Consider the following 19,538-nt stretch of genomic DNA (forward strand, 5'->3'; position numbering starts at 1 on the left):
CAAGTATTTTTAATGAACTATTTTACTGGTATGAAAACTAAAAGATTTACCCCCGTATTCACTTTTTTATTCCTTATCCTTTTTACAAGCAATGGCTTGGGCCAAGAAGTAAAAAGAGAATTTTATGAGCTCAAAACGTACACCATAAAGAACGAAGCGCAAGAAAAAGCCGTTGATGCCTATTTAGAAAAAGCTTATTTGCCGGCACTTAAAAGAATGGGTATTGAGAATATTGGTGTTTTTAAAATTCGCCCAGGTAAATTTGTGATGGCCGATAAAATCTTTGTACTGATTCCTTTTAATTCCTTGGACCAGTTTGAAAAAATGGAAGCTTCCTTGGCGGTGGACAAATCACATTTGTCGGCAGGTAGCGATTATATTATGGCCAAGCATGACAACCCTCCGTATCAAAGAATAAGCTCCACTTTGATGCGGGCCTTTTCCGAAATGCCAAAAATGGAACCAAGCAGCGTTTCCTCACCCAGAAAGGAACGTGTTTATGAACTTAGGAGTTATGAATCCGCTACCGAAGCACTGTACATAAACAAGGTGTCCATGTTCAATGAAGGTGGGGAAGTTGAACTATTCGATAATGTGGGAGCCAATGCGGTTTTCTATGCCGAGGTTATCTCCGGTGACAGTATGCCCAATTTAATGTATATGACCACCTATGAAAATATGGAGAAAAGGGACGCTGTATGGAAGGCCTTTTTCGGTTCTGAAAAATGGCAGGAGCTCGTGAACGATGAACGATATAAGAACAATGTGAGCAAAGCTGATATTTGGCTTCTTTATCCCACGGAGTATTCAGATTACTAGAATTTTTTTGTGAGTGTAAATTCCACCCGTCTATTATTTAGTCTGCCCCCTATGGTATTATTTGCTTCCAAAGGTTTGGAACTACCAAATCCCTGGTAGGATATTCTTTTTTTGTCAATACCTCGCTGCATCAAATAGGCAGCTACAGCTTTGGCCCTTTTTCTCGAGAGGTCCAAGTTATATGTTTTATTGCCGATGCTGTCCGTATGTCCGGATATTGAAATTATTAGATCTGGCCTAGAGCTAAGATAGGTTACCATTTGATCTAATTCCTTAATGGATTGAGTGGATAATGTGAACTCATCAAAATTGAACAACACACTTTTAAAGGTGATGGTCTCATTCATTGTATAATTCTCATCTAGCACTTTATCATTGGGGTTTGTTTGCCTCCCATTATTTTTCAGGGAAATTACACTAACCATATCCAAATAATAATAGGAACCCTTAGTTGCCCTACGTTTTGTTTTAAATTTTTGGGTGCGCTTATTATCCTTAAAATTGCCAATGACCAAAAAGTTTTCGGTTCCATTAGCTATAAATTCTTTTTCTACCCTTACCCATTCTTTATTATCTGAATAAAAATCAGAGTAGCTAATCTCAAATGTATTGGACACATTCCCAGGTAACCGGGATAGATGCATTCTTGAGAGTACCTTGTTCGTCTCCACGTTTAAGGAATCTTCTGAAAAAAGAATTCCGAATTCCTTTATGGCAAAATCCGACCGTTCCGCCAAGCTCACATAAAATGACAATACATACTTGTCACCCTTTTTTAAAGTTTCCGTCAAGGAAGCTTGTAAGTATTCCCTATAATCGTCCGGAGCGTACAAATACAAACCCACATAACCTTCCCCAAAATCCGCTGGTTGTTCCCCATTGAAATTCTTGGGCGTTCCCATCGCTTGGCTGCATCCGTGGAAATAATCGGTAGAACCCAAGGTGGGAGTATCCCAATCGATTAAATCATGTTTTAGGTTCCCTAATTGTTTGGGACAATTCTTGTAATGCTCAAAGCTTGGGTTTTTAACCAGATTTTGTCCATATAAAAAATGGATTCCCATCAACCAAAGAAGCGGTGTAACAAGATATACGCAGTATGTATTCAGGAAATACCTCACTCCCCTAAGTTAGAAAATAAGGAGCTTTCTAAACGTATTTAATCGTTCAGGGTTTTATAAATCGAATTTATAGGTGGCCCCGGCCAATATCTGAAAACCTTGGACCGGATAATTTGCCCAACGTTGGTAGTTATTATTGGCAATATTCGCCGCCTTTAAAAAGATGGACAATTGATTGTCCACACGATACCCCAAATGGGCATTGGCGTCAAAAAAGCCATCCAAATTAATGAGAGTTGCAGGATATTCCGACACGGGAACATTCTGCACCACTTCGGTAGAGAAATCCTCTCTTTCCCCCACATAAAAAAGGTTGGCCCCAGCAAACCACTTTTCCCCTATCTGGTAATCCATAAATAAAGACCCTTTTAAATTAGGAAGGTTCCAAGCCGGGTTATCCGTTTCTGTATTATAATCGTACACCTCAGCATTGATTCCCAAGGTAAAGTTCCTATTGACATCGACATTGAGCTCTCCAAATATCCCAATGGTCTTGATATCATCATAAAAAACCTCAAAGGAATTACCGTAGTAATATCCCTTTTCGTCATTTCTAAAGTTGTTTTGGGGATTTAGTTTAAATAGAGGCGTGTTGTTTTCCGCAGTATAAGACCCCTTAATATTATAGCTCAAATTGGGTAGTAATTGACCCTTCAATCCTATATAGGCATTGTACTGACTATCCGTTGGAGCAATAGACAATGTAGGGGACACAAAGGTATTCTCCTCCACAAAATCATAATAGGAATTTTGTCTTAACTCCCCTTCCACACCCCCATAGGCAATAACCGTTTCGTCCAACAAACGATAGGAAGCGGCCACGGCCGGATAGATGTAGAAATTTCCCTCGCTTGCCTCAAGATTCATCCCATAGACCAAGTTTACACCTAGGTTAAGTGAAAAGTCGTCCCTGCGCATGACCAAACCTGGACTAATTCCCACCTGCAAATGGCTATAGGCAATTCCGTCATCGTTTGTTGCACTGTTTACACTGGCGTTTTTAAAATTTCCATTTACATAGTCCACTTTGGCCTTGATTGAAAATGCCTCATCGTTTAAAGGTGCCTCAAAAGCTGTATTTAAAATAGCCCTATTCTCTCCCGATTTCACGGCATCCCAAAATCGTCTATATTTTAAATCCAACCGTTTAAAAAAAGATTCCTCCACATTTACATGTCCACCAACTTCTCCCATATAATAGTTTTGGCGTTCATTGATACTATTTACCATAGCATCATCGTACACGCCTAAGGGGAGTCCGTACCAATTATAAAGTTGGTGCTGTAAACCAACGGTGGCACCCCAATCCAAGTCCCTATCCCGCTTTTTGAAAGATGCATCCAGTCGGGAATCTGAAAAGATATTATCCAATTGCACACCATCGATTTTTCCCCTTGAGGAATTATGGTCAAAGCCCAAATCAAAAGTAGCATCCCTATCCACCTCCCTGGTGGTATAAAATTCCGCTGTGGCATTACCATAATTGCCCGCTCCTGCGGAAGCATACGTATTGAACAATTCAGGGGGCGGTATTCTTTCCACACGGGAAGCCGTTCCTTTGGAAGGTGTAAATGTAGACGCTACCGGTACGGAAAATATACTGTAGTTTATTTTCTTTTTTTGTAAAACGATGGAATCGTTAAGATTTGGCATGGATTTGATCTTGAATGCATCCGATACCGTAGGCGTATAGGCCTTGGTCACCGTCACCGTTTCCGTTCCTAAGTCATCTTGGTCTTCCTGCGCGATTATTTGTTGAAATCCGGACAATATCAACAATACGATTCCTATTTTAAGATTCTTGTACATACGTGTTCTATTACTTTGGTACGTTACTTTTGATTTGGGTCTACCGATGAATTACTTTGGGATTCCTTGGATTTAATGATGGCCAACTCCGCTTTTGCATCGGCTACAATTTCTGGGTATTGCCCAAAATTGGATATAACACTATCCAAAATATAGGTCGCCTGATAGGAGTCTCCCAGAGCATAGAAGTTCTTGGCCATTAACACGAGTCCCTTTCCTCCCCATTCTTTATAGGTGGCATAATCCTTTGCCAATTTTTGTACCGAAATATTGGAGGATTCATAGTCGCCATCCTGATGCTTAAAATAGGCGTCATAATACAAAGCCTCAGCAGCTGTAGCTCCCGATGCAATGGTCAACACCTCGGAATAGGCAGATTTTGCCTTGGATTCGTCTCCGGTAGCAATGGCCGATCTTGCTATCATAATCTGTGCATCGCTCTTAATCCGATCGTCAATGCTAGGGGTACCCAAAACTTTCTCAGCATACTCCAGTGTTTTGGAATAATTCTTCTGCCCGTAATATCCTTTCATTAGATTGGATTGTGCAAAAGTTCGGTTTTGTTGAATGTTGGCTTGTTCTTCCAACTTTAATAGATAAGGCAAAGCGGATTCATAGTCCTGTTTTCCTATATATACCTCACACACACGGGTCAGGGCCTGTTCCGCATACTCGCTCGTAGTTCTATCGGCTACATATTTATAATACGGTAAGGCCGCGTCCTTGTCGCCCTTGCCAAAATAAAGTTGCGCTAAGCTAAAGTTGGCATCCAAAGCATGAAGCCCGTTTGGAAACTCTTCTATATACTTTTTATAACCTCTGATGGCGGCATCCGTTCTACCTTCAATATTTTGTTTTTGGACCGATTCAAAAGTAGCATTGTCCAATTCCGCATCCGAAACCTCAACAAAATCAAGTCCGTTCACCCAACTGGCATACTCGTCAACCCTACCTAAATCTACATAAACCAATTTTGCGGTAGCTACCGCCTGTACGGCTTCCTGTGTATTAGGAAAATCCCTTACAACGGTTTTAAACTTGGCCAAAGCTTCATTATTTCTGCTGGAATTGTAATAGACAAGTCCTTGTCTCATCAAAGCCTGTGGCACCAAAGAACTGCCTTTGTATTCATTGATCAGCCTATCGTATGCCTGAAGCCCTTTACTTTCCTGTCCGGCCGAGATATAAGTGTTTCCCAGTTCAAACAAGGCATCATCCTTAAAGGTAGACCTTGGATATTGAGCTACGAAGTTTTCCAAACTTTCAATTTTACTATCCTCTTTCCCAACAAAACCATAACTCATGGCCTTTTGGTAAGAAGCATAATCCTTTTCCGGTCCAGTCAAGGCCAAAGCCTTATTATATGTTTCTATGGCAGGCCAATATTTTCGAGTAGCGAAATAACTATCCCCCAATCTTAGATATCCGTCGTGTAACTTTTGAATATCATCCTTATGTGCATCGGTGAAGGCATTGAAATAGGTAATGGCATTACCGTAGTCCTTTTGTTTAAAATAGGCATAGGCCAAATCATAATCCACATCACTTCCTTCCGAAACACTATTTGATGCTGAATTTTGTTTGAATGCCATAAATCCGGACGCCGCCTCATCAAACCTATTGAGCAAATAATCCGCTTCTGCCTTCCAATAGCTTGCCCTAGCCTTAAAAAGATCATTTACGGCACTTCCCAAGGACTTTTGCAATACTTCCGAGGCACCGTTGTAATCTCCCTCCATAAAAAGCTCTATCCCCCTATAATAGGCTACTTTTTGATAGGTTTCCTTACTGGCATAGTTTTGATTGCTTTCCAAAAGCTCCATTGCGCCGGCAAAATTCTTAGAGGTAATAAAGGAGTCCACCAATAAGGTCTGCATTTCTTCCTGATGTTCATCATTGGGATACGTCTTCAAGTAATTGGTAATGACCTGCGGAACCGGCTCATAGGCATTACCTACTTCATAACTTAGCCTGGCATAGTTTAAGAAGGCATCCTTTTGAATCTCCGCATTAAAATCCATTTGCGAGGCATTTCTAAAGGCATTGAGGGCCTCCTGCTTTTTATCCTGTTTTAGGTAGCATTCCGCCAAGTGGTAGTAGGCATTCTGGGAAACACTATTGGTACCCCCAATGATTTTATTGAATTGATCTATGGCACTTGCATAATCCCCCTGCTTGTAATAGCTATAGCCTAGCAGGTAATAATCCGTATTGTTCCATTTTCCACGTTTACCCTTGTACTCCTTTAAGTAGGGTATTGCGTTTTCATATTGACCCAAGTTGAAATAGCTTTCGCCAATAATCTTATTCAGTTCTGATACCTCGCTTCTATCGGATTTGGGAAGTTGTTTCTTTGCCAAGGCAATCGCCTCCTCAAATTTTCCCAATTTAAAGTTCATATCCGCCTGATAATAACTCAGTTTCTCCTCCAGTACATTTTGATCGGTAATTTGATCGAATCGCTCATTGGCGGCCTCATAATCATCCTCTTGATATGCAATGTAGCCCAGATAATACTTGGCCTGCGAACCGTAGACCGGTGAGGTGGTCACTTTTTCCAGGTATCGTTCCGCTTCCTTGCTTTTTCCCGAGGAAAACAAAGCGTACCCATAATTGAAATTGAACTTGTCCATTTCTCCACGGGAAAGTGCACTCTGATCCACTTTGTTATACCACTTTAGTGCATAAGGATATTTCCCCGTTTCAAAATAATATTCGGCCACATCGGCGAAGGCAGAATTTCTTTTGGTGGACGTTGGATACTTTTCAACGAAATCCTCCATTAAGCGGTCTGCTCCCTGCTGATTTAACCTAACTGCCGCATTTGCGGCATAATAAGCGCTGTTGGCGGCAATTTCCTCGTCCTTGGTCCTCGACTTTACTTTATCGAATATGGTCTGGGCAGCTTGATACTGCTCATTGTTATAGAGGGTCAGTGCATCCTGAAAGTCCTTATTTTCGTGAGTATAAATTTTGGATTCCTGAGCGGTCCCAATACATACAAATCCTAGGACCAATGGAATAAAAGCGGTGATTTTATTAAGCATAGTGTTCTCTTACTATTTTGAATAACCGTAGTGTTAAAAAGGATAACGGCAAATTTTGTACCTAAGTATGTCAACTGCCACTACAAAAAAAAAGAATTTGAAAAAGGGAACACCGTTATCAAAAGGAACTTATTACTTTTATATTAACATTGTAGTTATGGAAGAGATGGTTTTAGAGTTAAAGGATGCATCCATTTTCCAAAAGGAAAGTCTGGTGCTTAGTGAAGTTAACATACAGGTTACCAAGGGAGAGTTCGTTTATCTTATCGGTAAGACGGGAAGCGGCAAGAGTAGCTTTATGAAAACGCTTTATGGTGACCTTCCATTGCAAAAAGGAGAAGGAAAAATTGTAGATTTTGACTTAAAGACCCTCAAGGAAAATGATATTCCCTTTCTTAGAAGGAAGCTAGGTATTGTTTTTCAGGATTTTAAGTTGTTGCCGGATAGGAACATCAATCAAAATATGCTTTTCGTACTTAAAGCAACGGGATGGAAGGATCAGGCCAAGATGGATGCTCAGGTCGTTGACGTTTTGGAAAAAGTGGGCATGAAAACAAAGGGGTTCAAGTTTCCCCATGAACTTTCCGGGGGCGAACAACAACGGGTCGCCATTGCAAGGGCCTTGCTTAATGACCCGGAGCTTATTTTGGCCGACGAACCAACAGGTAACCTAGACCCCCAGACCAGTGTGGAGGTGATGAAGGTATTGCAGGAAATCAATAAATCTGGGCGCACCATCTTGATGGCCACCCATGATTATGCACTTATTTTAAAATACCCCTCAAAAACCATAAAATGCGACTCGAATAAAGTTTTTGAAGTCGTACAAAAAGCGGTGTAAACAAAAAGCCAATCTATTCAGAAAATCCCAAACCGTGTTTTTCCGTTGGAAAAAGAACCCCATTTTCCAATCGGAAAAGATTTTTAAAAGGGTCATCAATGAGGTCCAAATGACCATCCAGATCGGCATACATCACATTGGGTCTTGAAAGGGCAAAATGTAATCCTGCGGAAATACCTAGGGAACACTCATCTATACAACCTACCATGGTCTCCAGTTTGGCAGCTTTTGCTACCGAACTAATATGCTTTGCAGTCAAGATTCCCCCAACTTTTTGAAGTTTGATATTTACCATGTCCACCCTCTCGTTCTGTGCCAATCTAAAGGCATCGGTCAAGGTTTTAAGGCTTTCATCCGCCATAACGGGAATGTCCACTTGGCTGGTTACCTCTCCTAAACGCTCTTCTGCTTCCATCTTGGTAGGTTGCTCAAAAATTTGGATACCCATAGCTGCTGTAGCCTTCACAAAAGCAATAGAATCCACAACGGAGTACCCTTGGTTGCCGTCAAAACGCCATGTAATATTGGGGTAGATTTCATGAAGTTTTTTCATTTTCCCTATATCCTCCTCAAGATTACTACCTCCCTTAATCTTTAAAATAGAAAATCCCTGATCGACATATTCCTTGGCATGCTTTAAGGTCTCTTCCAAACCTAAAATTCCAATGGTAATGCTCGTTGGAATACTTTTTTGATACCCCCCTAAAAAATTATAAAGGGGCACCCCTGCCTTTTTGGACAACAAATCAAATAAAGCCAGGTCTACCATGGCCAAAGAAGAGGATTTCTTTTCTAATAGCAATTTTAATTCCGTCAGCAATAACGCATAGGTGAATGGATTCTTGCCGATTAAAAATGGGATAATTATATTTCTTATCGCTCTTTCTACTTCCTCAGGAGATTCTCCGGTAACTATTTTGTCCGGAGCGGCACAGCCATAACCTACCAGATGCCCTTCGGTTTCAATTTTTAAGATAAAATTTGTGGTAGCATCGATTGTTTCGTAGGCAATAGTGTATGGTACGGATAGTGCTAAATCCAACCGCTCGTAGCTTACCTGTGTTATCTTCATTTCATTTTTTCAGATAAAAGGTCAACAAGCTCCTCTGCCCCATACTCCAAAACATCGTACGCGGGCAATTTTGTTTCCAAGGTAATTTTTTTACACATGTCTGGAATCTCCTCCTTTTCCATATCCTCGTGATTAATGGTAATAGCAATAACCTCCTTCCCAGAAATAACCTCTATGGCATTGATCTGTTCTTGTAAGGAATGTAATCGATATCCAGGAAAACCATCGTACTCCAATCTTTTAGGCGCATGTTGCAGAATTACGTAATCTGGCCTGCCGGCCGCCAAAATTTCAAAACCTCCAGGATAGGCCGGATTCATCAAACTACCTTGCCCTTCTATGACAATGACATCTGGATTCTCATTTTTCCAGGCGCTGACTACGGCATGCTCTATTTCCCCCGAAACAAAATCGTTTATGCAGCTGTCCATAACCATACTGTATTTTGCACCCTGCATCCAAGCGGTCTGTCCGGTACCTATCATTTCCGCTTTTTTACCCATTTTCCTGAAGGCATGAACCAAAATCCATGCGGTGGTCCTTTTTCCCAATGCGGAATCGGTACCCAAAACAGCCAATTTTAGACAGTTTACCTTTTCGATATCGCCGGTGAAAAAATGTAGTTTATCCCTATCTGGAGTTTTACGGATATCGCGAATCATAACCCCTTTTTCGTCCGCCACTTGTACCAAGTCCGGATCATTGGTCAAAAAATCGTGCAAACCGCTATCCACATTCATACCCAGCTCCAGCGCTTTTTTTATGGTACTTTTTGCTTCTTTGGGTAATCTACCTCCATCCGGAGCGAGTCCAATGACCAAATATTTTGGTCGTTCGTCCAAATGCTCAAGGGCGGATTCCAAATCCTTATAGACTACAATTTGGTTCGGGCGCCCGTCCAAAACGTCACCGGCATCTTTTCCGGCATATTTCGAATCCAAAACACCTACTACTTCATAACGTTCCGTAAAGCGCACCAATCCATGGGCAGTTTTACCATTAGGTGTATTAAAGGCTCCTTCACAATATACTAGGGCCCTTCCGTCGATTTTTTCTTTCATGGTCAAATTAATTTTTAGCAGTGAGTACGGCCACAAAACGGTCCGATTCAAAATTCATCTTTTCATCAAGTTCCAACAAGGCAATTAAACCTGCAGTTGCCGCAGGCAAAATTCTAAAGCCTTCCTTTTTGTTCAATATGGCCGTCATTTCACGTAATTTTTTATCACTAATATTGAAAGCTTCGCCATTGGATTCCCTTAAGGCATATAATGCCTCCTCACCGTCAAAGCTATGCCAGTTGATCAAGGGTTCGTTTAATTTGGTTTCCTTGATCAAATCCGGACTCAAATCCTTGCAATGGTCATAACCCAGAAGAAAGGAATGGACAATTGGGTTTTTATTGGAGGACGAAGCCGCTATCATTCTTGGAATCCTTGATGTTTTTCCTCGCTTATACAGACTGACAAACCCCCTAAATATCCCGGCTATAAGCGTTCCGTTGGAGACGGGGACGGCACAATATTTAGGTGCATCACCCAAATCCTCAAAAATTTCTAAAGCTATTTGGGAATAGGCACTTATCTGTAGGGGCGTATTGGAACCACCGGGATTGGCATCGTACCAATCATTTTTTTCGGCCAACTTGGAACTTTCCACAACTACATCTTCATAGCTACCCGGTAGCCGTATAATTTCCGCATTCAATTCTTTCATTTCCGTAATTCGGTCGGTGTGATAGGACTCCGGAATATATATTTTGCAATTTATACCGGCTAAATTTGCTGCTAGGGCCATCGCCACACCATAATTTCCACAGGTTGCCAGGGAAACAGTATCATATTCCCGCCTCAAGGCATCATACAATTGGGCAAAGGCTATTCTGTCCTTTTGGGTTCCGGTAGGATTATCCCCTTCATACTTGATATAAAGCTGTCTAATATCAAACTCGCGTTCCAAGGTTTTGGCCCTACTAAGCCCGGTATCCCCAACTTCCAGACTAATGATATCCTCGTAGGACTCCAGGCGATCTACAATGGAGTTCGACTGGTCGCAAACAAATACGCTCAATTTTCGCGCTTCTGAAGAAACTTTATTTTCCGAGGTTTTTACACCGTCCTTAAGATCCATCTATATATTGAATTGTTCTACGGAATATAAACCAAATTCACAGACGGTATAGACTCCATAAGGTGTTTTTTTAAAACTTTTAGAAAACGCTCCTCACTGCTTCTGGTACAGCGAAACTTGGTGAAAGTAAAGTAAAAACTAATCCATTTCCATTATCAAATTGGCAATCAAGGCGGTCCAGCCCGTTTGGTGGGAAGTACCCAAACCTTTTCCATTATCACCATGAAAAAATTCATAGAATAAATGCTCGTCCCTAAAGTGTTCGTCATTGGCATAAACCATACTTTCATCATCTGAATGATATTGGAATTTACCCTGTTCATTACGCTCAAAAAGCTTGAGTAAACGTTTGCTCAACTCATTGGCAATCTGCTTCAAATTAAGTTTTCTACCCGAACCAAAAGGAAATTCATATTGATAGGAATCCCCATAAAACAAATAGTACTTTCTCAGGGATTGAATGATCATATAATTAAGCGGCAACCAAATGGGACCACGCCAATTGGAGTTACCACCAAACATATTGGAACGGCTTTCACCTGGCTCATACTGAATCTGATGATGTCCATGATGCTTAAAGACAAAGGGATGCTCCTCATGGTATTTTGATAGCGACCGTATACCATAATCCGAAAGAAATTCGTCCTCATCCAACATACGTCTTAACAAACGTTCCAACCTAAAACCTCTCATGATGGAAAAAAGATAATTACCATCTTCGTTGGTCTCTTCTATATTGGAGATGAGTGAAGCCAAGTCCGGTCTGGTCCTTACGATATCGGCAGCCCTCCGTCCAAATTCTTTGAGCTCATCAAATAAATCTTTGTGGATAATTTCTACCGCGAACAATGGAATAATACCCACCAAGGATCGAACTTTAAGTCGGTTGGTCATACCACTATCCATTTCCACCACATCGTAATAAAAGTTATCCTCATCATCCCACAAGGAAATGTCCTTTTTGCCAATATGGTGCATGGCCCAGGCGATATTTAAAAAGTGTCTAAAAAACTTGGCCACCAGATCTTCATAGGATTTATTGTTCTTTGAAAGCTCCAAACTCATACGGAGCATGTTCAAGGTGAACATGGCCATCCAACTGGTAGCATCGGCCTGTTGCATCCTGGTGATACCGGGTGGCATATGGTTTCGGTCAAATACACCAATGTTGTCCAACCCTAGAAAACCTCCTTCAAAAAGATCGGTACCACTTTTGTCCTTTTGGTTAACCCACCAAGTGAAATTGATCAACAACTTCTGGAATGCCTTTTCCAAAAATGGTATATCCCCCTTTCCCGTTTTTTGTTTATCCTTATCATAAACGTTCCACACTGCCCAAGAATGTACCGGTGGATTTACATCGCTAAAGTTCCATTCATATGCGGGTATCTGTCCATTGGGATGCATGTAGCTTTCCCTTAACATCAAAACGAGTTGTTCCTTGGCAAAGTAAGGGTCTATTTCTACAAAGGAAGCCATATGAAAGGCAAGGTCCCACGCAGCATACCAAGGATATTCCCACTTGTCGGGCATGGAAATAACATGGCGGTTGGTCAAATGTTGCCAGCTGAAATTTCTGGGATTTTCACGATAAGGTTTAAGTTCCCCTGGACCACCAAATAGCCATTTATGTACGTCATAGTAATAAAATTGCTTAGTCCAGAGCAGACCGGAAAATGCTCTTTCTACTATATCCTTATGGGCTTTTGGCAAGTCCTTTTTCGATAAAATATCATTATAGAATTCCGAGCACTCCTGTTTACGGGCATTAAAAGTGGAATTAAACCCAGACCATGGGTCCTCAAGCTTTTTTTTGCTCAGACGAACCCTAATTGATTTTTCCTCACCGGCCCTAAGGGTAATTTTATGCCAAACGGCAAATTTAGACCCCTTTTTTTCCGGGTTTACCGTATCCAGACCATCGACCACATGATTATTGATACCATCCTTTACATAAGGCACTTCATTTTCTACGTTATAGATACGTTTGTTATTGGTTTCGTTTTCGCAAAAAAGTTGCTTCCCATTTTCATGGTATAGATAATAGCGGCCATTTCTAACACTTCTTGACATTACACAATTATCAGAAATTGCCTTCATAGTAGGCCTTTCAAAACGTTTATTGTGTTTCCAGAAGTTACGGAACCATAAATGCGGCAAAACATGGATAGATGCCTTTTTAGAGGCCCTATTGACTACGGTTATTTTCATGAGAATATCCCCTACGTCAGCCTTGGCATATTCAATAAAACAATCAAAGTAGGTATTGTTTCTAAAAGCTTTAGTGTCTAAAATTTCATACTCGGGCTCTTCCCTGTTTCTGGATTTATTTTTCTTTACAAGGTCTGAATATGGAAACTTTTTTTGAGGATATTTATATAAGTATTTGTTATAGGAATGGGTTGGTGTGGAAACCTGATGATAATAGAGTTCCTTTACATCCTCCCCATGGTTACCTTCTCCATTGGTCAAGCCAAACAAACGTTCCTTTAATATCGGATCCTTACCGTTCCAGAAAGCCGGTGCCAAACAAAGAATTTCCCTGGAATCACAGAAACCACCAATTCCTTCCTCACCCCATCTATACGCGTTGCTCCTAGCTTTGTCATGATCTACAAAACTCCATGCCTGTCCATTTGCACTATAATCTTCGCGAACGGTTCCCCATTGACGTTCTGCCAAATAAGGACCCCATCTTTTCCAATACTTGTAATTATCACTAACGGCTAAGCGTTGTTCCTCTGCATTTTTTTGAGACATAAAATTTGAATCCATTAATCAAACCCGAAAAGAATACGGTTTGCTGTAATTTATTTTCTTTTCGCCTATGAAATAAAAATCTTAAAAATAGAATTTATTTGAACAATAACTGAAGGTGATAAGAACTATTGACGTATTGTTATTATTGTAGGTTGTCTTTTGTTTTGTTGATTTTTTATTTCCAGATAAATTACCAAACTGACATAAGCCTATTGTCTCCAAGAAGTGAAATGAATATCATTTAGGATTCCCAACAAATGCTAAACGTAATTAAATACAGCCGGTTTTCCTTTTCTGTCGAAAATATTGTGATTTGACATCTTTGGAATATTCCCAACCCCTCAAAATATGGAACAAATATTTACAGCACCAGATACCAAAGAATACATTTGTCACCATAAAGATGTAAAATATTGAATTTCAATAAATTATAAAATTTACGCATTGCTTATAAAAAGAGAAGGGAAATGTAAAAGATTCAAAAAAATTGACTTCATTTGTGTGGATTTTGAATCCTTTTTTAACAAGGAAAAAATCAAAAAAAGTAGAAATAATCCAAAAAAAATAGAAATGAAAACACTTTTTATTACGTTCATCATGTTAACAAGTACTTTGGGGGGCAACTTGATTCAAGATACCTCAAGAGTAAGTGGAACATATGACAGACATGAAGATGGTATTTATTATTTCATAGGTGACAATGGTGAAATCTATGAATTCAATGACATAACCGAGGAAGCCTCTGAAGTATTCGATTTGATGGATGAAGCCCTATTGGGAAAACTGTTCAGTATTACCTTCACTAGGGAAACGGAAGAAAACGATGATATGGAATACAATACCATTGTAGCCTTAAAAATATTGGAGTAGCTAACCACAATTAAAAATTAAAAAAGGACCTAGGTCCTTTTTTAATGATTACTACAAGGTTAAAACCGTGTAGCAAGCCACAAAATTCAAGGAAAGGAATCTTTTTTGTTACTTTGTGGTCTATTATAAATTTTCGACATGACTTTACTTGGAATTGATGTAGGTGGCTCTGGTATTAAAGGTGCATTGGTAGATGCGGAGACCGGTGAAATGTTGACCGAGAGGTTCCGTATCCCCACTCCAAACCCCAGAACACCCGAAGCCATGACCGATGTGATTGCTGAAATTGTCAAGCACTTTGACTATAAGGGCAAGGTAGGTTGCGGTTTCCCCACCATAATCAAAAAAGGAGTTTGTAAATCCCCAGGTAATCTGGACCCCAGTTGGTTGGGCGTCAATGTAGAAGAGCTTTTGGAGAAAAAAACAGGTTTGGACTTTACCGTAATAAACGACGCAGACGCCGCAGGATATGCGACCATGAACTATGGTGTGGGCAAAGGAAAAAAAGGATTTGTTGTTATGATTACCATTGGTACGGGATTGGGAAGTGGAGCCTTTCTTGATGGCAAACTGATTCCCAATTTTGAACTTGGACAAATACCTTATAAGAAATATAAAAAAATTGAGCTGTGGGCTGCAGGAAGCGCCAAAGACAGGGAAGGACTTTCCTATAAAAAATGGGGAAAGCGATTTAACACCTTCCTGGAATATGTTGAGCTAATTATCTCTCCGGATTTAATTATACTGGGAGGCGGGGCTTCCAAGGATTTTGATGAATTCAAGAAAAAAATTAAAATAGAAACTCCGGTTATACCCGCAGAATTACAAAATCAGGCAGGTATTATTGGTGCTGCGGCCGCAAGTTTACACAAAGCACCTAAAGTATGATCTAACAGCTAAGTATAGAACTACATCGCTTTATGGCCAGTACTGGATTCTTTTAACTGTTCGTAACCATTGGCAATTTTGTCGTCGAACTTTTTGGGATCCATAAAATTCAATTCACTATCCTTTTCTCTTTCCTCGCCCCCAAAAACTACGTGCAGTTCTTTTTTCAATAATCCTTCAATGGATCGCTTGGCCACAAACTCTGGGGAATCCATTTCCCTTCCTTCAAACTTTTGCATCATATCCGTATCCGTGGCAGTTGGATAGGAACAGGTTACCGATATATTAAAAGGTGCCAATTCCCTTCTCATAGAATCCGAAAACTGTCTTATGGCGGCCTTGGTACTTGCGTAAACTCCATAAAATGGCATTCCTATCAAACCAAGCCCAGATGAAATATTAAGTATAGCTGCTTCTTCGGCGTTTTTCAAAAGAGGAATACAGTATTTTGTCAATAATAAAATAGCCGTATAGTTAACCGCCACTTGGTCATAAATTTCTTCGTCCGGCAACTCTTCCAAAGGCCCGGCCGAGACAATTCCCGCATTGTTTATCAATATATCCAAACTTCCCCATTTATCCTCTATGCGCGCTGCTGCCTCCCTAAGTACATCAATATTGCCAACGTCCCCTGAAATCCGAATGAACTTGACCTCCGGATAGGACTCCGAGATTTCCTTTAGACTTTTCTTGTCCCTTGCAATAATTGCGATATGAGATGCTCCACCATCGATCAGTTCTTGTAGCATACATCTACCTATACCCCTAGTACCCCCTGTAATGAGTACTTTCTTTTCTTTTAGTTGCATGTTAATCTTTATTGAGTTAGTTCGTTTGAGTACAAATTGTACTTCAAATTAGAAAAAAAATCAAGTGTAGCTTAAAGAAAACCGCAGTAGATTTAATTATTGTGAAACTCATATTTTTAGATACATTTCTATCCATAAATAGAAAAAATAGTATTAAAAAATTAATGGTTTGGCAATATGGTTTTGGATATAAAAAACTCAAAAAAGAAAAGCTTTCCAAATAGGGGTTTAGGACAGTCCTAAAAATGATGTAAAATGAAAAAGCCCTGAAAAAATCAGGGCTTTTTTCTAAGCTATTTTATTACGCTTACGGTCGTTTTCCGTGAGGAAAATTTTACGTAACCTTAAGTGTTTCGGTGTTACCTCAACATACTCATCTTTTTGTATATACTCCAACGCCTCCTCTAGGGAGAATTTAATGGCCGGAACTATTTTGGCCTTTTCATCCGCTCCTGAAGACCTAACATTGGATAATTTTTTGGTCTTGGTTATATTTACGGTCATATCGTCTCCCCTGGAGTTTTCACCAATAACCTGCCCTTCATAAATATCCTCTCCCGGATCCACAAAGAACTTTCCGCGATCTTGTAATTTGTCAATGGAATAAGGAATAGCCTTACCGGTTTCCATAGAAACCAAAGAACCATTCTGACGCTGGGGAATATCCCCTTTCATAGGTTGATATTCCAAAAATCGGTGTGCCATGATGGCCTCTCCAGCTGTTGCGGTCAACAATTGATTTCGTAGACCGATAATCCCCCTGGAAGGAATCTGAAACTCACAAACCATTCTGTCTCCTTTGGCCTCCATACTGGTCATTTCTCCCTTACGGATTGAAACCATTTCGACGGCCTTACCTGATACTTCCTCTGGCAAATCAATGGTCAAATACTCTATAGGTTCACACTTTACCCCATCTATTTCCTTAATGATTACCTGTGGCTGTCCAATTTGAAGTTCATAACCTTCCCTTCTCATCGTTTCGATCAAAACCGATAAGTGAAGTACACCACGACCAAATACAAGAAACTTATCTGCACTGTCGGTTTCATTAACACGTAGTGCCAAGTTCTTTTCAAGTTCTCGCTCCAAACGCTCCTTGATATGCCTTGAAGTAACGAACTTTCCGTCCTTACCAAAAAATGGGCTATCGTTAATGGTAAACAACATGCTCATGGTGGGTTCATCGATAGCAATGGTTTTCAATCCTTCAGGATTTTCAAAATCGGCCACGGTATCCCCTATTTCAAAACCTTCCACTCCTACCAAGGCGCAGATATCGCCCGCCTCAACGGAAGTAACCTTTTTACGGCCCAAACCTTCAAAGGTGAAAAGCTCCTTTATTCTAGACTTTACTATATTACCATTTCTTTTGACCAAAGAGACCGACTGACCTTCTTTTAAGGTACCACGCTGTAACCGTCCAATAGCGATTCTTCCCGTAAACGAGGAAAAATCCAATGAAGTAATCAACATTTGAGTGTTGCCTTCCTTGGGTTCAAAAGTAGGTATATGCTCTATTACCATATCCAACAATGGCTCAATATTCTCTGTCTGATTTTGCCAATCCTCACTCATCCAGTTGTTCTTGGCAGAACCATAAACCGTTGGAAAGTCTAGCTGCCATTCTTCTGCACCCAGTTCGAACATCAAATCAAAAACCTTTTCATGTACCTCTTCTGGGGTACAGTTTTCCTTATCTACCTTATTTATGACCACACATGGCTTTAAACCAAGGTCGATTGCTTTTTGCAATACGAAACGGGTCTGTGGCATGGGACCCTCGAAAGCATCCACCAACAACAATACACCATCTGCCATGTTCAATACCCGTTCTACTTCACCACCAAAATCCGCGTGACCAGGAGTATCGATAATATTGATTTTCGTGTCCTTGTAAACAACAGAAACGTTTTTGGAAGTAATCGTGATACCACGCTCGCGTTCCAAATCGTTATTATCAAGAATAAGATCGCCCGCATTCTCGTTTTCACGAAAAAGGCTACAATGATACATTATTTTATCCACCAAGGTTGTTTTACCGTGGTCAACGTGTGCGATGATCGCAATATTTTTTGTGTTGGACATAAGGCCTTATTTTAAGCGCGCAAAGATAGTCTTAATTTCCTTAGATCCAGCCAAACAAATGTTATTTTTATCTTATTGATTTTGAAGGGATTATTTTGATTTTCCTCTCCCAAGCACCCACCCTACTTTGGCAGACAATAACAAATCAATACCATTACTGAATTCATCAATGAAGTAGGCAGGACCCGCTTCCAAACGGAATTGGAATCCACTGGGATAAGTCCTTTGAATTCCATAAACGGCACCCAAGGCCAAAGTATATCTAGAAACATAATCCAAATCGCCAATTAGGGCATTACCACCTTGGATCGCTACGGTTGGGGCGGTATAGTTACCTGTATTGCCAGAAATTCGCTTTCCCTTTCGTATTCTACGATCAAAGTTGTAATAATCCCGATACTGGATTCTTCCAATAGGATAAATCCCGAATCCGTTGCCAAAGAAATCAGATTCTTGATAGGCAAAACCCATGGTAGCCTCGGCAGTCAGTGTGGAACTTTTCGAAACCCCCAATTCATAAACAACACCGGGCAATAAGGCATTTATAGTTATTTGATGGTTCTCAACATCCTTTTGGAGCTGCGCGTTCGAGTATGAAAAATTAAGCAAAAAAGTAATGATGATAAAGGTTCTCATAATTGTGGCTGGTTAAAATTGATTCATCTTAAGTCATCAATTATTGCGCCAAAAGTATCAATTGAAAGTCGGTTTTCTAGATTTACGCTTTGTAGCTACCCAGCCAAAAGTAAAGTTTACCAAAGGACCGTAACCGCTTGGAACCCCATCCCCACGATAATAGCCGGCACCAAGTTCCGCGTTAAAATTAAATCCATTTTTATACGTACGTTGTATACCATAAGTGACACCATATACCCCCAAATTAAAATCATCCGGGCCTTCTATATTCGTGCCCAACCGTAATTGGGAAAAAAAAATGCTCCGAGCGGCAGCAATGTAATTTCCGGAATTACCAGAGACATTTTTTTTCATCCGTATTCTTCTATTGAAATTGTGATAATAGCGAACTCTTGTATGCAAAGTGAGTCCAACGGCATATCCTTCTTCATAGGTGGCATATCCAAGTCCCAAACCGCCGGAGGCGCTTACATTTTTAAAAAGTCCCAATTCGTATGATATTCCAGGGGAAAGTAAATCGAACTTAAATTGGTGACGTTCCAGATTTACAATTCCAAAGCCTTTTTCGGTTACTCCCCCACTCTGGGCATGGGAAGCAACGGCTGTTAATAGAAATAAAATTAAGATTGATTTTCTCATGATGCTTTT

The 19,538-nt window shown here is 40.3% G+C and carries 15 protein-coding genes; 4 read left to right on the forward strand and 11 right to left on the reverse strand.

Annotated features, from left to right (window positions below; all coding sequences use genetic code 11):
- The first annotated feature begins 30 nt into the window (after positions 1–30).
- Entirely contained in the window at positions 31–819 is a 789-nt protein-coding gene (locus CJ263_RS02950; RefSeq protein WP_094999081.1) for an NIPSNAP family protein, read from the forward strand.
- Here the strand turns inward: CJ263_RS02950 and CJ263_RS02955 are convergent.
- Genes CJ263_RS02955 through CJ263_RS02965 form a run of 3 tightly spaced genes read right to left on the reverse strand, consistent with a single transcriptional unit; the run spans position 816 to position 6,796 of the window.
- Positions 816–1,940, reverse strand: coding sequence for an OmpA family protein (locus CJ263_RS02955; RefSeq protein WP_229702339.1), 1,125 nt, complete (start codon positions 1,938–1,940; stop codon positions 816–818). The two genes, CJ263_RS02950 and CJ263_RS02955, sit on opposite strands and share 4 nt — an antisense overlap.
- Before the next feature lie 54 nt (positions 1,941–1,994).
- On the reverse strand, positions 1,995–3,749 hold the full coding sequence (locus CJ263_RS02960) for a porin family protein (protein ID WP_094995898.1): 1,755 nt from the start codon (positions 3,747–3,749) through the stop codon (positions 1,995–1,997).
- A 23-nt stretch (positions 3,750–3,772) separates the two neighbouring features.
- Entirely contained in the window at positions 3,773–6,796 is a 3,024-nt protein-coding gene (locus tag CJ263_RS02965; protein ID WP_094995899.1) for a tetratricopeptide repeat protein, read from the reverse strand.
- Positions 6,797–6,953: 157 nt separating this feature from the next.
- Between CJ263_RS02965 and CJ263_RS02970 the strand changes: the two genes are divergently transcribed.
- Positions 6,954–7,637, forward strand: a complete 684-nt coding sequence (locus CJ263_RS02970) for a cell division ATP-binding protein FtsE (protein ID WP_094999082.1) — start codon at positions 6,954–6,956, stop codon at positions 7,635–7,637.
- 13 nt (positions 7,638–7,650) lie between these two features.
- On the opposite strand, the gene CJ263_RS02975 is transcribed toward CJ263_RS02970, so the two are convergent.
- From CJ263_RS02975 to CJ263_RS02990, 4 genes are all read right to left on the reverse strand, one after another.
- Positions 7,651–8,709, reverse strand: a complete 1,059-nt coding sequence (locus tag CJ263_RS02975; protein WP_094995900.1) for a mandelate racemase/muconate lactonizing enzyme family protein — start codon at positions 8,707–8,709, stop codon at positions 7,651–7,653.
- On the reverse strand, positions 8,706–9,770 hold the full coding sequence (locus tag CJ263_RS02980; protein ID WP_094995901.1) for a DUF1611 domain-containing protein: 1,065 nt from the start codon (positions 9,768–9,770) through the stop codon (positions 8,706–8,708). The genes CJ263_RS02975 and CJ263_RS02980 overlap by 4 nt, the downstream gene beginning before the upstream one ends.
- A gap of 7 nt (positions 9,771–9,777) precedes the next feature.
- On the reverse strand, positions 9,778–10,839 hold the full coding sequence (locus CJ263_RS02985) for a pyridoxal-phosphate dependent enzyme (protein WP_094995902.1): 1,062 nt from the start codon (positions 10,837–10,839) through the stop codon (positions 9,778–9,780).
- Positions 10,840–10,977: 138 nt separating this feature from the next.
- Entirely contained in the window at positions 10,978–13,599 is a 2,622-nt protein-coding gene (locus CJ263_RS02990) for an MGH1-like glycoside hydrolase domain-containing protein (RefSeq protein ID WP_094999083.1), read from the reverse strand.
- Positions 13,600–14,169: 570 nt separating this feature from the next.
- Between CJ263_RS02990 and CJ263_RS02995 the strand changes: the two genes are divergently transcribed.
- A complete protein-coding gene (locus CJ263_RS02995) occupies positions 14,170–14,469 on the forward strand; it encodes a hypothetical protein (protein WP_158657066.1) in 300 nt (99 codons plus the stop codon).
- Between the two features lie 138 nt (positions 14,470–14,607).
- Positions 14,608–15,357: a polyphosphate--glucose phosphotransferase gene (gene ppgK / locus CJ263_RS03000; RefSeq protein ID WP_094995904.1), complete on the forward strand. Its 750-nt coding sequence runs from the start codon at positions 14,608–14,610 to the stop codon at positions 15,355–15,357.
- 20 nt (positions 15,358–15,377) lie between these two features.
- On the opposite strand, the gene CJ263_RS03005 is transcribed toward ppgK, so the two are convergent.
- The 4 genes from CJ263_RS03005 to CJ263_RS03020 form a co-directional block, all read right to left on the reverse strand.
- Complete coding sequence (locus CJ263_RS03005; protein ID WP_094995905.1) at positions 15,378–16,166, reverse strand: SDR family NAD(P)-dependent oxidoreductase; 789 nt, start codon at positions 16,164–16,166, stop codon at positions 15,378–15,380.
- A 288-nt stretch (positions 16,167–16,454) separates the two neighbouring features.
- A complete protein-coding gene (typA, locus tag CJ263_RS03010; protein WP_094995906.1) occupies positions 16,455–18,254 on the reverse strand; it encodes a translational GTPase TypA in 1,800 nt (599 codons plus the stop codon).
- 90 nt (positions 18,255–18,344) lie between these two features.
- Positions 18,345–18,890, reverse strand: a complete 546-nt coding sequence (locus CJ263_RS03015) for a hypothetical protein (protein ID WP_094995907.1) — start codon at positions 18,888–18,890, stop codon at positions 18,345–18,347.
- Between the two features lie 57 nt (positions 18,891–18,947).
- On the reverse strand, positions 18,948–19,529 hold the full coding sequence (locus CJ263_RS03020; protein ID WP_094999084.1) for a hypothetical protein: 582 nt from the start codon (positions 19,527–19,529) through the stop codon (positions 18,948–18,950).
- Positions 19,530–19,538: the final 9 nt, after the last annotated feature.

The organism is Maribacter cobaltidurans (genome assembly GCF_002269385.1).
In the GTDB taxonomy this organism is placed as follows: Bacteria; Bacteroidota; Bacteroidia; order Flavobacteriales; family Flavobacteriaceae; genus Maribacter; species Maribacter cobaltidurans.

What these genes read in the sequence shown, in the direction of transcription:
- CJ263_RS02985 (WP_094995902.1), bottom strand. Translation starts at nt 10,839, where the DNA reads ATGGATCTTAAGGACGGTGTAAAAACCTCGGAAAATAAAGTTTCTTCA.
- ppgK (WP_094995904.1), top strand. Translation starts at nt 14,608, where the DNA reads ATGACTTTACTTGGAATTGATGTAGGTGGCTCTGGTATTAAAGGTGCA.
- CJ263_RS03020 (WP_094999084.1), bottom strand. Translation starts at nt 19,529, where the DNA reads ATGAGAAAATCAATCTTAATTTTATTTCTATTAACAGCCGTTGCTTCC.
- CJ263_RS02975 (WP_094995900.1), bottom strand. Translation starts at nt 8,709, where the DNA reads ATGAAGATAACACAGGTAAGCTACGAGCGGTTGGATTTAGCACTATCC.
- CJ263_RS02970 (WP_094999082.1), top strand. Translation starts at nt 6,954, where the DNA reads ATGGAAGAGATGGTTTTAGAGTTAAAGGATGCATCCATTTTCCAAAAG.
- CJ263_RS02950 (WP_094999081.1), top strand. Translation starts at nt 31, where the DNA reads ATGAAAACTAAAAGATTTACCCCCGTATTCACTTTTTTATTCCTTATC.
- CJ263_RS03015 (WP_094995907.1), bottom strand. Translation starts at nt 18,890, where the DNA reads ATGAGAACCTTTATCATCATTACTTTTTTGCTTAATTTTTCATACTCG.
- CJ263_RS02965 (WP_094995899.1), bottom strand. Translation starts at nt 6,796, where the DNA reads ATGCTTAATAAAATCACCGCTTTTATTCCATTGGTCCTAGGATTTGTA.
- CJ263_RS02995 (WP_158657066.1), top strand. Translation starts at nt 14,170, where the DNA reads ATGAAAACACTTTTTATTACGTTCATCATGTTAACAAGTACTTTGGGG.
- CJ263_RS02980 (WP_094995901.1), bottom strand. Translation starts at nt 9,770, where the DNA reads ATGAAAGAAAAAATCGACGGAAGGGCCCTAGTATATTGTGAAGGAGCC.
- CJ263_RS02960 (WP_094995898.1), bottom strand. Translation starts at nt 3,749, where the DNA reads ATGTACAAGAATCTTAAAATAGGAATCGTATTGTTGATATTGTCCGGA.
- CJ263_RS02990 (WP_094999083.1), bottom strand. Translation starts at nt 13,599, where the DNA reads ATGTCTCAAAAAAATGCAGAGGAACAACGCTTAGCCGTTAGTGATAAT.
- typA (WP_094995906.1), bottom strand. Translation starts at nt 18,254, where the DNA reads ATGTCCAACACAAAAAATATTGCGATCATCGCACACGTTGACCACGGT.
- CJ263_RS03005 (WP_094995905.1), bottom strand. Translation starts at nt 16,166, where the DNA reads ATGCAACTAAAAGAAAAGAAAGTACTCATTACAGGGGGTACTAGGGGT.